Below are 14,257 nucleotides of genomic sequence, written 5' to 3'. Positions count from 1 at the left end.
GCAATCAAACATGATCAAAGGATTAGCCATAACACCACCGATACTAGGTCGTATCAGTATTGGCAAGGTTATTGAAAAGAACGGCAAACGCCTTCCTGAAAAAGATGACCAATTTACTATTACCAGTCAAATTCAAAATAAGGACGGATGGGTGAAACATCCACTTGATGAACAGCTTCGAGCCAAAGCACCGAATCAAAAACTCCGTACCATTCCAGTGCGCATGATCTTCAATGATCCTGAACTGAATCTACGAGCAGAGTACAGTTTATTTGATCGTCAGACAGGGCGACCTGTGTGTATTGGTAATGGTCAAACCTGTCAAAGACGTACCAACCAAGGCATTGAACAACATCAATGTCCATCACCTGACCTTTGCCCACTAGCACAAGGGGGTAACTGCAAACCCTATGGACGTTTGCACGTTAACTTAGATGAGTTGGATGAATTGGGGACTTTTATTTTTAGAACCACAGGTTTTAACAGTATCCGCACGCTGGCAGCTCGACTGTCTTATTACCATGCAGCCTCCAATGGATTACTTTCATGTCTACCGCTACAACTAACCTTAAGAGGCAAGTCCACCACACAAAGTTATCGTACGCCTGTGTATTACGTAGATTTAACTTTACGTGATGGCACGAATCTTCAACAAGCCATTCAGATAGCGAAAGACATTGATCAGCAAAGTAAAGCAATAGGTTTTAACCAAACGGCTTTAGACCAAGTGGCAAGACAAGGATTTGCCAATGCACAGTTTGGGGTGAATGCAGAGGAGGGTTTGGATTTTGTGGAGGAGTTTTATACAGAGGAGAATTCTGAAGCTGAGCAAGTAGAGCCTGATACTTCAGCTAGAGCCAAAGCAAAGCCTAAGTCTAATCAAGGGAATGGATTTGTTCAGGATATTCAGCAGGGATTGCAGGATAGTGTGAGGGTTGTGAATTGAATGGTTTCGTGTCGGTTGAATAACTAACTTATTTAATGATTTTAAGTTGAGGAATCGCCGTAAAGCAGGGAGTGTAAACTCCCTTATTTTTTGGCTAAAACTGTTATGGACTATAACTGTAGAGCTCAAATAGAAGACCTAAGAATAAATTTATTTAGGTGGTTAATTTTGTTAAACTTTAAATGTTTAAAATAGTAACTTTATCTAAAAAAATTAAATCGTCTTTTAGTTTGGTTAGACGAATTTTTGTTATATAAAAATTTTAGAGGGAAAGTCATTGGTTGAGCTTTTTATTTTTATTTACCTTTTCGCAATCGGTTTGTTGTTGTATGTCTTGATTAGGTTTTATCGGAATTCAATTAAGAAATTTAAGATAGCTATACCAACTTTTACCCATGTTCATTTGCCTGCAAAAATATATATGGACAATTCAGTTCAGCCTGAAACTGGTTTTATGAACGGATTAAAAAATATTGTCACTTTGGGTGGTCATGACGAGCTTAAAAATGCAGTACTTGATTATAAAGCAGCTTATCAGCGTTATGCAGATCAATTTAATCAATCTATCGATTCAAGGGCGAGTATTGGGCATAATCTTAATGAAATGGGGCAGTTGACCTATTTGATTTTAGGAGAACTTCAAAAAAGTAGTAAGTTGTTAAATAAAAATATCAATGGATTTCAACAAGTTCAGTTAATATCAATAAATAATTTAAGCAATCAAATGAATGGCTTAAATCAGGTTTATCACAACCATGAGTTTAGTCATAACAATTCTGTGATTTTGGGTAGTGCTTTTGCAGGAGGGTTGTTGGCAGTTGGGAGTTGGACACTTGTCTCTATGCTTGGCACAGCATCAACGGGAACAGGTATTGCAACTTTATCAGGAATAGCAGCTCATAATGCTATCCTAGCGTGGTTTGGTGGCGGAGCTTTGGCTGCTGGTGGTGGCGGAATGATTGCAGGAACTTTTACATTAGGTTTAATCATAATGGCACCTATGATCATCTATTCAACATGGCAAACCTATAAAAAAGCAGATGAAATTCGCCAAGAAACGATCAAGTTACCAGAAGCAGAGAAGAAATTAAAAATAGAGAATGATCAACTTCGTGAAGTAAACAAAATAATCAAAATGAAAGTGGAGCATCTAAAAAAACAATTAACCAGTGTCCAAAACATTAATGATCGGGTGTATAAGATTATTTACCCATACGGCATGGGAAGTGAGCTGACTCGGAATATTAATCAGTTTTTTAATACAGATTTTTATACAAGTGAAGAATCTAGGCAACTTGATGAGTTAAATCAATTTATTAGTGAGGCATATGCATTATTTGAGCAAATGCAAGAAACATCTGAGTTGCTAGGATTACCTGCATCTCATAAAAAAGATGGTTAATTTGTTTGAAAGCTGAATTGATATAACTCAAAGTCCTCAAAAATACATCAGTATTTTCAAGTTACTAGCAGATTTTATTGTAGTTACATGCATAATAAAATATACATGTAACTTAGAAAATATTCGGAAATTATTGAGTCATAAGTCTAAGAAATTGAGGATTTTTTACTTCAATTTGCAATGAATTTTTATATTGTTCAATCACTCCGCGAGCACAAATTCTTCTACCATTCATAGCATCTAAACTTCCAAAACGGCTTTCAAACCAACGATAGTCATTGTTCCAAACTAAAATTGTTAATGTTTGATTTGGATAGGGCTTATCCAAATTTAAATAATGGCGATTTTCTAGATGTTTAATTTGTGCAAGTTTCCCACAAGCCATAATGCTCTCACCAACATGAAAAGCAGACTTATTTGCTTCAATTTTTGCTTCTTGAGCATATGTTAGACTGCTTGCGAATAACATTAGACTCATTACAATTTTATATTTCATGGGGTTATTTCCTTATTAAACTTCATTCTTGAACTTTATAGAATTTGTGATGTATTTTTTAATTGAATTTGTGGAATACCTTTGTAAGATCCTATTTCACCAGTAACGCATAGATCTTTACCTTCAAAACTAGTGAGGTCACCAAAATTATTTTCATCACTACTCCAAATGACAATAGTTAAATCTTGATTTGGATAAGCTGAACCCAAATTCAAATAGGTTCCCTTTGTAAAAGATTTCACCTGAGCAACTGAACCACAGACTATCTTGTACTCGCCTAAGTATTGGCTTGCAGATTTAGCATTAATATTTTGATCTGTAGCAGCTGTAGGTGTAGTCAATACTGGTTTTTCTTGTTGTTGTGGTTCGACAGGTTGGGTTTGATTTGCATCATATTGTGCTGTACTTTGACTTGTTGGAGGCTCTGTTATTTTGTGTGTGTCAATCACTTGCTGTGATTCCTCTTGAGAGTTAGAAACACTATTTGACAGTAGGCTTTGTGATTGATTCGTAATTTCTTTTGGTTGAGTATTCTCATGTGTAGCAACATTTTTTTTGGAATAAGAAACAAATAGTCCAACACCAGCAATGATAAATAAAATAAATGCAACGATCACTATTATAGCAACAGGACTTTTTCTTTGAGGTTTGGGAATGATTGGGATGGTTGTTGGAATTAGGGAAGTTTTTGCAAGATGAGTCGGTGTAGGCGTAAGGGGCAGTTGTGGACTAGGCTGATTTATGGTGTTTGTTTCAAGATAAATGACCATTTTGGTCAATTCTGTAATTTCACTTTGGTCTGCTGAATTTTTAATCTGATCTTTTAAAGATTCTGTAAATTGCAAAACATTGGAGTTTTTTTGTGTATCAATATTTTCAATGCTTTCATTTCTGCTTTGGCTTTGTAATATATCCGTGATCTCAGAAATAATTTTCTCTGGGTTGTATTGCATCTGAGCATTGGTATAGCGTAGCAGAATACGATATTTGGAGATCAAAGCATTTTGACGTGACAGCATGTCATTAAAATCAGAATAGTTCGAAACTTTCCAAAAGCCATCTAATTCGATAGGTAATAAGTAGTTTTTAGGGTCATTTTTGATCATAAAATCGATATACCGATTTTTGCCATGTTGATCAATAAAATGATGCTGAGCGAAGACATCATTGGGTGACAGGTTGGGAATGTTTTTTAAAATCGTATTTACAAACTGTAATTCGTAGTCCATTGGATGGTTGAGATTATCTAAATTATTGTTAATCCAAACATCCCATTTAGAAGTTACATAGCCACATCCAAAACATCGATTATCTTGTTGTTGAGATCCATCCCATGGCCATTTTCTGTTACATTTTGGGCATGTGTACATTTTATACTCTTTTAAAAATCTATTTAAAACATGTAGTAAATAGTATCAGTTTTAAAAAGGCTTGCTAACTTTTAAATTTAACTTACAGGGGAATTAACTGTGCCAAGTTACCATATTCTTTAGTTATTGAATGCTATGTGATGGCACTGACTTTTTCCAATCTAATTGAAATTGAATCAGCTAGATGAATTTCAGCAAGTATTCAGCAGGGGAGTTTTAGGGCGGTGAATTGAAGGTAGGAAGATATTGAGATTAGAGGTGAGCAGCCTAAAATATTATTTTAGGCTGCTTTTTATTTAGATGTTTATTATATGGTATTGATATTATAGATGAATTATTTGAACGAAGCAGGAATTTTTCTAAATATGTTTTACATTAGATCCTTTTTTAAAATCAGTTGACTATATTCTTGCGGGTTGAGGAGGTTGGCTATAATTTAGAAATTTCTGAATGACTGTTTAACTGTTCAAAATGTAAATAATCTCTACCAATATAAATGTTACTAATGAATTGTAACTGTCTGTAGGGTGAGTATGATTACAAGGATGAAGTAATTTTTTTTGACGGTGATGTTATTAAAAAATATGAATTTTTGTTTAGCTTTAATTAAGCTAGGAATGTATAAGTTTAGTGGTCTGATGAGCTTGAATTACTATTAAAATAGTGACCAAATTGTTACCATGATTAAAGAGATATAAAAATTTTGGCTTTGAATTTTAGGGAGGGTAAAACTAAATGACTGAAGGTATATCAACATTCGCATATGATTCATTAGAATCAATCCGTAAGCGTCTTTTGGATTTAAGTTCAAGAAATGCACTATTGAATTATAAGTTTCCAAGAGGAAAATGCCTTCAGTTTATAGATACTACTCCAGATATTTTATTCAATGCCTTGAATGAAAATGTTGTACTAGATTTAGTACCCGTTCCCAAACCTTCAGATTCTGAAATTAAAAAATATTACGGAATAGATGAAAAAGATAAAGCAAGTGTTAAGGATCAAATTCCTAGTGTAGAATTTTGGGCTAAACAATTAGGATACCAAACAAATTTTGAACTTGATGAAAACTGTTCAAAGGATTCACTCATAGTTAAAGATAATAATATTTTACAGACACTATTATATCCAAAAGATTTGGAAACTAGGCTCAAGCATATAAGACAACAGGCTGAATCCTCTATTAGCGAGACAGGCTCGAATATTTTGTATATTACGATTGGTTTTTTAGAGTGGACAGATAGTAAAGACTCAAATCTAAAACGTTTAGCGCCGCTGTTTACTTTACCTGTGAAAATTGAGAAAAAGGCAAAATCCAAACATGGGGGATATGATAATTTTGAACTAACGATGTTAGATGAAGGACTTTTAAGTAATGTTACATTACACGAAAAATTAAAAAATGATTTTGGCTTAGAATTACCATTGTTAGATGACGAAAGTACGCCAGAAGATTATTTTAAATTCATTGAAAAAAATATTTTGGCTCATGAACAGGCTTGGAGCATTAAGCGCAGGGTTTGTATGAGTTTATTAAACTTTACTAAGCAAGCAATGTACCAAGATTTAGATCCTGCGAATTGGCCCGAAGAACACTCTATAGAGCAACATCCAGTACTTCAGCAATTATTTAGCAAAGTAGCTAAAGAAAGTCAACATCATAGTTTTGACTCTGAATATGAAATTGACGAAATTGAAAATATTCATGATAAATTCCCAATTATTTATGATGCAGATAGTTCACAACACAGTGCTTTAATTGATGCTGTGAAAGGTGAAAACTTAGTTATTGAGGGTCCACCTGGGTCTGGTAAATCTCAAACCATTACAAATCTTATAGCGGCTGCAATTAATGATGGTAAAAAGGTTCTATTTGTTGCTGAAAAGATGGCAGCACTCAATGTTGTTAAAGATAGATTAGATAAGGCTGGACTAGGTGGGTTTTGCCTTGAATTGCACAGTCATAAATCTAATAAATTAAAGATATTACAAGACTTAAATGAGCAATATAAACAGTTTAAGCAGTATGAGAATCCGAGTCAAATACACCTAATAAAAAATAAATTAGAGTTCTGTAAAAGTAACTTAAATCAGTACGTAAAAACTATTAATAAAGAATGGGGAGACACACAGCTAACTGCACATCAAATTTTATCAAAGGCAACCTATTTTAAAAATTTATTGAATATAAGTCCTGAAGAAGTATTGATCGATAATTTAAATGTAATTTCTTTGAATCAGGAAAAAATCCATAGCTATATTGATTGTGGGAATTTATTGGAAAATGCTTATAGACAAACTCGCGATCAATGTACAAATAAGAAAATTTCGAAACATTATTGGTTTGGTGTTAATAAAGTTAATTTAATTGATTCAGAAAAATCAGAAATTATTAGTTCTCTTAAAGAATGGAATAAAGAGTTAAAAGCAATACAGTATTTATTTGGCGAGCTTTTTTTGCTTGATGATATAAAATTAGAATTAGTTGAAAGAGTCGTTCTTGATACAAAAAAATTACCGATTTTTGATGAAGAAGTATCTTACCATTTAATTAATGATCTAATCGAAAAGGTTGATTTACTATCTAAATATACTGATTTATATGCTGAAATAAATAAAAACTATAGTGGCATTACTGCAGTATTTAGTAAAGCCTATGTAAATGAATTAAATTCTCATACAATACAGAATATTAGAAATTTGATAAATGAAAATAATACATTTGATAAAACTATTACTCTGGATGATATAGACGATTCCATAAGCAAGTTAGAGGAAATTAAAAATGCTTTATTAGATTTAAAGCCTGATATTGAGTTGATTAATAAAAATATTCCTTATGAGCTCAAGATTGTATTTGGATACTCTGAAGAGAATTTTAGTGAAATGGAATTATTGGTAGGTCATTTAAAGAGCTTGCCATTTGATCTTCTTAAACATAGGAATGAAATATTTGACGAATCTAGCATTGATCAATTTATATTGGATTTTGAGCCTATATTTAATAAATTGCATCTAAATTATCAATATTGTCAAAGTTTATACAAAATAGAGAATTTACCAAGTGTAGAAGAATTAGAGCTAAATTATAAAAATATATGTATAGGTGGATTTTTTAAATACTTCACGATACGTTGGTGGAATGCTCGTAAATTCATATTGGGTATGAATAAGAATATAAATACTCCATTCATTGAAATACAGGATAATTTCCCAAAACTAATTGATTTCAAGAAAAATATTGATTCTTCTAATGAATTGAATGAGAAATATAAAATTTTAGGTGATATGTATGATGGAGTAAATACGCCTTTAGATGATATAAAAACATTGCGTGACTGGTATAAAGGTGTTCGCCATGAGTATGGAGTTGGTTTTGATGAGCGGGTGAAGATTGGTTCAGCTATTCTAAGAATAGAAAGTCATTTAGTAAAATCTATTATTGAAGAATATGACCGTAAAGTTGAGCCAAAATTAAACAAAACATTGAAGTTATTGCATGATTTTTCTGCCTTATACTCAACTAAAATTAAAAATCTATCTAACCTTCACCAAATTATTGAGGATGGTAGTGAGATTTCTCGTACTTTAATGTCTCTTAAACAATTAAAGATTGAGTTCGAACCATCTTTCATTTCGAAACAAATTTCATTATCTGATATTGAGAGTGCATTGAATTTATTTGATGCTAATATGCTGAATTTATCAAAGTTTAATGAAATTAGAAATAATAATCCTATTTTGTCAACCGAATGGAATTTTGATGACTTAATGGGTGAAATTAATAGTAGAGAAATGAATCGAGCTAAAAAAACTCTTAGTTTTTTACATATAATTTTAGATTCGAGTGAAATTATAAAAGAAAAATTTACTCAAATTTCTGATGTAAAAAATTACCAAAATTTTAAAAGAGTTTTAGAAGAAATTTCTGATAATTTTAAGAATGAAGATATTTTTAGAATCAAATTTAAAAACTGTTCTAATATAGATGAGGATTGGTTTAATCAGTCTAAAATTTCTTTTAGTGATGTGATAATAAGAAATAATTTAGCTTTAGAGAATGAGGATTGGATATTTACATGGAGTAATTATTACACAATTAAAAATAAAGCTGAAAATTTAGGTTTAAGAAGTATCATTAAAAAGTTGGAAGATGGAGTGCTGGAGGACTGTTCAGTTGTTAATGCAGTTCAACTATCTTTGTATAGTTCTTTAGCAAAGTATATTATTAATACTGATACCTCAATTCAAAAATATAATGGGATGGAATTATCAACGATGGTTGATAATTTTAAGAATTATGATAATGAATTAGTGATTTTACAAAGAAAGCAGATCGCTAGTAATGCTGCATCATGTAATGTTCCGGTTGGTATAGCCTCTGGCAGGGTATCTGATTTAACGGAATATTCACTAATTTCTAAAGAAGCCTCGAAAAAAACAAGACATATACCAATCAGATCTTTGCTTGAACGAGCACCTAATGCAATTCAGGCATTAAAACCTTGTTTCATGATGAGCCCTATGTCTGTAGCTCAATACTTAAAACCAGGTCTTTTTGACTTTGATTTGGTGGTAATGGATGAGGCTTCGCAAATTTTGCCAGAAGATGCGATTGGAGCATTGGCTCGAGGTAAAAGCGCAATTATTGTTGGAGATCCAAAACAATTGCCACCAACTAGCTTCTTCAGTACATCAATAAATCTTGATGAGGTAAATGAAGATGAATTAGTTGGTGTAGAAGATGCTGAAAGTATTTTAGATTCAGTCATGTCATTGTTTAAAACAAGACGCTTACGTTGGCATTACCGCTCACGCCATCAATCACTCATAGCATTTTCAAATAAACATTTTTATGATTCTGATCTTGTTTTATTTCCTTCACCCATTCAAAGTTCCCCTGAATTTGGTATTCGATACAAGAAAATATCTGGAACATTTAATTCTGGAAAAAACTATCAAGAGGCACAGAGTGTTGTAGATGAAGTATGCCAATTACTTCTTCAAGATAGAAATGAGTCAATTGGTATTGTTGCAATGAATAGCCAACAACGAGATGAGATTGAAGATCAATTAGAACTTAGACTATCTCAAGACTCTATATTGCAGGGGCTTTATGATAAAAAAATGGGATCAGATGAGCCTATTTTTATTAAGAATCTTGAAAATGTTCAAGGTGATGAAAGAGATGTTATTGTCATATCAATGACATATGGACCTTTGCAGATTGCAGGTAAAGTTTTTCAAAGGTTTGGTCCGATTAACCAAGGTTCAGGTTGGAGACGACTCAATGTGCTGTTTACTCGCTCCAAAAAGAGAATGCATATAATTTCATCAATGAGTTCAACAGATATTTTATCATCAGAATCTAGTAGTAAGGGGGTGACTGCACTAAAAGCATTCTTAAGATATTGTGAATCTGGTTTCTTACATGAGGAAAAAGTTACAGGGAAAGCGCCTGATAGTGACTTTGAAATTGCAGTGATGAAAGCTCTTGCAATTCATGGATACGAATGTGAACCACAATTGGGAGTGGCTGGTTATTTTTTAGATATTGCTGTCAAGAACCCAAATAATTCAGGTGAATATTTATTAGCAGTTGAATGTGATGGAGCAACCTATCATTCGGCAAAATCTAGTCGAGATCGTGATCGATTACGACAACAAATTTTGGAAAGCTTAGGATGGAAAATACATCGTATTTGGTCAACAGATTGGTTTAAAAACTCGCAAGAGCAAATGCAAATTTTGCTTGAAAAATTGAGTAATGTAATACCACTAATTGATAAGAATATAACTGATTTAGATGTAACATTATCGAAATCCTTAGCTAAAGAAAATCAATATGCATTAGTATTTGAAAAAGTAGCTGAGAATTTAATTGATTTTATTGAGGTGAATGATTTAGTAAAATATGTGGATAGCAGAAATCCTGAAAAATTAGTTAGTGTAAAAATTTCGAGTAATTTTAACAATTATCAGGATGGTATTACTCACAGCAATAGCCCTTTGGGACAGGTATTACTAGGGCTTACAATAGGAGAAAGCTCAGCATTATCTCTGCCAAGCGGTGATGTAAGTATTACGGTTGAAGATATTATTAAGTCTTAATTTTGTTGTATTTTTAAAAGACTAGTTTTTAGCCCAACCAGGAATATCTATGAGTATTGATTTAGAAAACATGATAACTGTTGATGAGATAGAAGTATCAGGAATTAGTAAGCTTTCATATTCTGAGCAATAGAAAATATTGTGGTGGGGATTACGAATGTATGGCATAGGCCAACACAAAGTTGGTGATATACATGAGATTAAATATGATGGAAGAGTAGTTATTCTTGATGATGGTTCGAGATGGGAAGTTGAATTATCTACTATCGATTTTTGGGGAGAGTTTACCAATGTTGCTATCATTGATGATGAAATGTATCGTTTAGAAGAAAGTGTTTCTGTAACTGAGGATTTTGACTAATTTTTAGATATTAAATAGACGCTGAAATTTAAAAGTAATTTACTAACGTGAAATTTAAATTAATCTAATCGTTTTGAAGAAAAGGCCATTCCCTATGGAAATCCTTTTCTTCTGTTTTCTGCCGATTTAGGCTATATCCGCTTCATTTCAAACCTATCTAATATTGAATTCTACTCAAAGCGAGCAAGTCACCGCTCAAGTACAGCGTTTAATTTCAGCAATGAAGCAAGAAGATTATATTTTAGCTGAGTTGATGCAATTGGTTTGTTTAACTCATCGAGCAACATTCCAAAAAAATTACTTGAATCCTGCAATAGAAGCAGGCTTGATTGAGCGGACTATTCCAGATAAGCCGAAAAGTCCGAAGCAAAAGTATCGTTTGAAATGATCAAGTCTAGGTTAGAGTTGAGAGGAAATAAGCTAAATGATACAATATTGAACAATAAGTGAGCGGTTAAAATTAAAATAATAGTACAGTAAAATTGGACAAAATGTGGACGTTATTTACGCCTATTTTACGCCTAAATTTTTATAAAATTTAAATAAGTTGTTGAATTAAATATGTAATAAAAATTAACTTGTCCAATCCATCATAGGTGCAACGGATATTCTAGGTTGCCCTAATATATCTTCGTTTTGTTTTAAATCAGTCATTTAAGCACCTATGTTTGTCTGTAACAGTTACAACGATTTTGGATGGTTTACAGTCATTCTGTATTTTTGGCAATAAGAATTGCAACTTATCCATTTATCTCTTGATAATGGGTAATATTACAGAATTGAAATCAAAAAAACCAAGAGCACGCGATTGAAAGCTGCTATTTATATTCGTAATGAAAGTGAAGATGCTGAACATTAAATCTTCAAAAATTGAGTACGAAAACTTTAGCTAAAGCGTGGATCGAAAGAGAAGAGGGATTAGAAAAGAATCCACACTTATTGTCAACTCACAATACTATAATTAGATCGATGACCATGTTATGAGAACTGGTAAGAATCTATTATAAATCTGAAATGTCTAATCCAGCAAAGCAAATTAATTTTCATAAATAGAAGGGATATATCCATAAAAAATTATAAAAAATCACAGTGAAAGACCTGTATCAATTTACTCAACAGCATTTATATCTAGATTGAATTAAAAAATAATGTTTATAGAAATAAGTGAAAAATACCGTTTAATTTAAAGATATCAAGATAAGCAATAAGTTACAACACACATCAAAATTGATGATTTTCATCATGACTTCTTTTTGAGTCGTGGTGTCGTAAAATGATAAATACGTGTCGTCAAATGTGAAGGAGTATGGTGCAGAGTCCTGTAGTTTGAGTTCATGCTTTTAAAAGCCTGAAATAATAATCAGCACATGGATGAAAAGATGACATTGACTAAAGCTGTACGTTTCTATGAAACAGGCACACCAGATGTAATGCGCTACGAAGATGTAGAAGTAGGTACTCCAAGCGTTGGAGAAGTTCGTTTGCGCCATGTCGCAGTGGGGCTGAATTATGCAGATACATATTTCCGCAATGGTACTTATAAAATTCCAATGCCAAATGGTATGGGAGTAGAAGCATCTGGGATTATCGAAGAAATCGGTGAAGGTGTTACTGATTTTACTGTCGGTGATCGAGTGACCTACACAGGATTTTTAAACACGTTAGGTGCTTATAGTATTGAACGACTGATTCCTGCAAATGCGCTCATTAAATTACCAGAAGGGATTCCGTGTGAGACGGCAGCAGCGATGACGATGCGTGGTCTAACTTCTGCCTATTTAATGCGTCGTATTTATGATTTTAAAGCAGGGGATAGCATCTTACTACATGCTGCTGCGGGCGGTGTAGGTTTGATTGTTTCACAGTGGGCGAAGTTACTGGGTCTAACGGTAATTGGTACAACATCTTCAGTAGAGAAAGCGGCTGTGGCACGTGCGCACGGTTGTGATCACGTGATCAATTACAGTCATGAAAATGTGGCTGAACGCGTTCGTGAAATCACCAATGGTGTAGGTGTAAATGTCGTTTTTGACAGTGTAGGTAAAGATACTTTTATGGCGTCGTTAGATTCTTTAAAACGCCGTGGATTACTTGTCTGTGTAGGAACTGCATCAGGTCCAATCCCTGCTTTTGATCCTGTATTACTTGCCATGAAAGGTTCTCTATTTATTACTCGTCCTGCTTTGGCGGATTATATTGCAGATCCAGCGGAAAAAGCGGCATTGGCAAATGAGTTATTCGATCATGTGAAAAATGGTGGTATTAAAATCGAGATTAATCAGCGCTATGAGCTAAAAGATGCGGTGCAAGCACACCGTGATCTAGAAGCACGTAAAACAATAGGCTCATCAATTTTTGTTATTTAAGTTTGTTGTTGGAAGGGATTTCTTATGCAAATTGAACAGCTAACCTGCCATATAGGCGCAGAACTGATCGGTGTTAATCTCGCAGATGCGATTCATGATGACGGTCTATTTTCTGAAATTCGTACACAACTACTGATGCATCGCGTTCTATTTTTACGAGATCAGGCATTGACTGGCGCTGAGCATGTTGCATTTGCAAAACGCTTTGGCGAATTAGAAGATCACCCTGTACTGGGAAATAATCCAGAAAATCCAGGCTTGGTACAGATTTATAAAAGACCTGATCAGCCGCGAGAGCGCTATGAGAACGCATGGCATACCGATGCGACTTGGCGTGAAGCACCACCGATGGGTGCTGTATTACGGTGTATTGAATGTCCACCAGTCGGTGGTGATACCATGTGGGCAAATATGGTACAGGCTTATGAAAATTTACCTGAAGATATAAAAACAAAAATTGATGGTTTGCGCGCTCGTCATAGTATTGAAGCTAGTTTTGGTGCGGCAATGCCGATCGAAAAGCGTTTAGAATTAAAAGCGAAATTCCCAGATGCAGAGCATCCCGTGGTGCGTATTCACCCAGAAACAGGTGAAAAAGTACTGTTTGTGAATAGCTATACCACACATATCAGCAATTATCATACACCTGAACGTGTGAGATTTGGACAAGATGCGAATCCTGGCGCAGGAGATTTACTTCGTTATTTGATTTCTCAAGCCAGTATTCCAGAGTATCAAGTGCGTTGGCGTTGGAAGCCGAACAGCGTTGCGATTTGGGATAACCGTAGCACTCAACATTATGCCGTAATGGATTACCCAGCGTGCCATCGCAAAATGGAACGAGCAGCCATTATTGGTGATGTAACCTATTAGGATTATAGGTTAATTCTTCATTCATTAAACAATTTTATAAAATACAATAGGAGATGCTTTCATGCAATTCTTTGATGATTCTTTGCACCCAGAAAATATGGAAAAAGTGGTTATCACAGTTGCGCCGTATGGGCCTGAGTGGATGCCACAAGACTTTCCAGAAGATATTCCAGTGACTATGGAAGAGCATATACAAAAAGCGGTTGAATGTTACGAAGCAGGTGCAACGGTTTTGCATTTGCATGTGCGTGAATTAGATGGCAAAGGTTCAAAGCGTTTATCTAAGTTTAATGAGCTAATTGCAGGCGTGCGTAAAGCTGTACCTGACATGA

9 protein-coding genes and 1 pseudogene are annotated in these 14,257 nt (G+C 33.9%); 8 read left to right on the top strand and 2 right to left on the bottom strand.

Going from position 1 to position 14,257, the window contains the following annotated elements:
• The first annotated feature begins 10 nt into the window (after positions 1–10).
• Both ACG94X_RS15105 and ACG94X_RS15100 read left to right on the top strand, forming a co-directional pair.
• Positions 11–946: a recombination directionality factor gene (locus ACG94X_RS15105; RefSeq protein ID WP_419384531.1), complete on the top strand. Its 936-nt coding sequence runs from the start codon at positions 11–13 to the stop codon at positions 944–946.
• A gap of 277 nt (positions 947–1,223) precedes the next feature.
• Positions 1,224–2,348 carry a hypothetical protein gene (locus ACG94X_RS15100; RefSeq protein ID WP_419384530.1) on the top strand — a complete coding sequence of 375 codons (1,125 nt, stop codon included), beginning with the start codon at positions 1,224–1,226 and terminating at the stop codon, positions 2,346–2,348.
• 130 nt (positions 2,349–2,478) lie between these two features.
• Here ACG94X_RS15100 and ACG94X_RS15095 read toward each other — a convergent pair whose 3' ends face one another.
• Complete coding sequence (locus ACG94X_RS15095; RefSeq protein ID WP_419384529.1) at positions 2,479–2,844, bottom strand: hypothetical protein; 366 nt, start codon at positions 2,842–2,844, stop codon at positions 2,479–2,481.
• A gap of 35 nt (positions 2,845–2,879) precedes the next feature.
• On the bottom strand, positions 2,880–4,214 hold the full coding sequence (locus tag ACG94X_RS15090; RefSeq protein WP_419384528.1) for a hypothetical protein: 1,335 nt from the start codon (positions 4,212–4,214) through the stop codon (positions 2,880–2,882).
• A gap of 735 nt (positions 4,215–4,949) precedes the next feature.
• On the opposite strand from ACG94X_RS15090, the gene ACG94X_RS15085 reads away from it, so the two are divergent.
• From ACG94X_RS15085 to ACG94X_RS15060, 6 genes and pseudogenes are all read left to right on the top strand, one after another.
• On the top strand, positions 4,950–10,325 hold the full coding sequence (locus tag ACG94X_RS15085; RefSeq protein ID WP_419384527.1) for a PDDEXK-like endonuclease domain-containing protein: 5,376 nt from the start codon (positions 4,950–4,952) through the stop codon (positions 10,323–10,325).
• Positions 10,326–10,482: 157 nt separating this feature from the next.
• On the top strand, positions 10,483–10,686 hold the full coding sequence (locus ACG94X_RS15080; protein ID WP_419384526.1) for a hypothetical protein: 204 nt from the start codon (positions 10,483–10,485) through the stop codon (positions 10,684–10,686).
• A 184-nt stretch (positions 10,687–10,870) separates the two neighbouring features.
• Positions 10,871–11,074: pseudogene (locus tag ACG94X_RS15075) on the top strand (Fic family protein); the annotation flags it as partial.
• Between the two features lie 991 nt (positions 11,075–12,065).
• A complete protein-coding gene (locus ACG94X_RS15070; protein WP_419384525.1) occupies positions 12,066–13,052 on the top strand; it encodes a quinone oxidoreductase family protein in 987 nt (328 codons plus the stop codon).
• A 24-nt stretch (positions 13,053–13,076) separates the two neighbouring features.
• On the top strand, positions 13,077–13,925 hold the full coding sequence (locus ACG94X_RS15065) for a TauD/TfdA dioxygenase family protein (RefSeq protein ID WP_419384524.1): 849 nt from the start codon (positions 13,077–13,079) through the stop codon (positions 13,923–13,925).
• A gap of 61 nt (positions 13,926–13,986) precedes the next feature.
• Positions 13,987–14,257 (top strand): 3-keto-5-aminohexanoate cleavage protein (locus ACG94X_RS15060; RefSeq protein ID WP_419384523.1); only part of this gene is annotated, 271 nt, incomplete at its 3' end.

Origin of the sequence: Acinetobacter psychrotolerans, assembly GCF_048552595.1 — a bacterium.
In the GTDB taxonomy this organism is placed as follows: domain Bacteria; phylum Pseudomonadota; class Gammaproteobacteria; order Pseudomonadales; family Moraxellaceae; genus Acinetobacter.
This window is presented reverse-complemented; position numbering and strand designations above follow the sequence as displayed.

Bases quoted from the DNA above. Each gene is read 5' to 3' on its own strand.
- ACG94X_RS15080 (WP_419384526.1), top strand. From the start codon at position 10,483: ATGTATGGCATAGGCCAACACAAAGTTGGTGATATACATGAGATTAAA.
- ACG94X_RS15105 (WP_419384531.1), top strand. From the start codon at position 11: ATGATCAAAGGATTAGCCATAACACCACCGATACTAGGTCGTATCAGT.
- ACG94X_RS15095 (WP_419384529.1), bottom strand. From the start codon at position 2,844: ATGAAATATAAAATTGTAATGAGTCTAATGTTATTCGCAAGCAGTCTA.
- ACG94X_RS15065 (WP_419384524.1), top strand. From the start codon at position 13,077: ATGCAAATTGAACAGCTAACCTGCCATATAGGCGCAGAACTGATCGGT.
- ACG94X_RS15070 (WP_419384525.1), top strand. From the start codon at position 12,066: ATGACATTGACTAAAGCTGTACGTTTCTATGAAACAGGCACACCAGAT.
- ACG94X_RS15090 (WP_419384528.1), bottom strand. From the start codon at position 4,214: ATGTACACATGCCCAAAATGTAACAGAAAATGGCCATGGGATGGATCT.
- ACG94X_RS15085 (WP_419384527.1), top strand. From the start codon at position 4,950: ATGACTGAAGGTATATCAACATTCGCATATGATTCATTAGAATCAATC.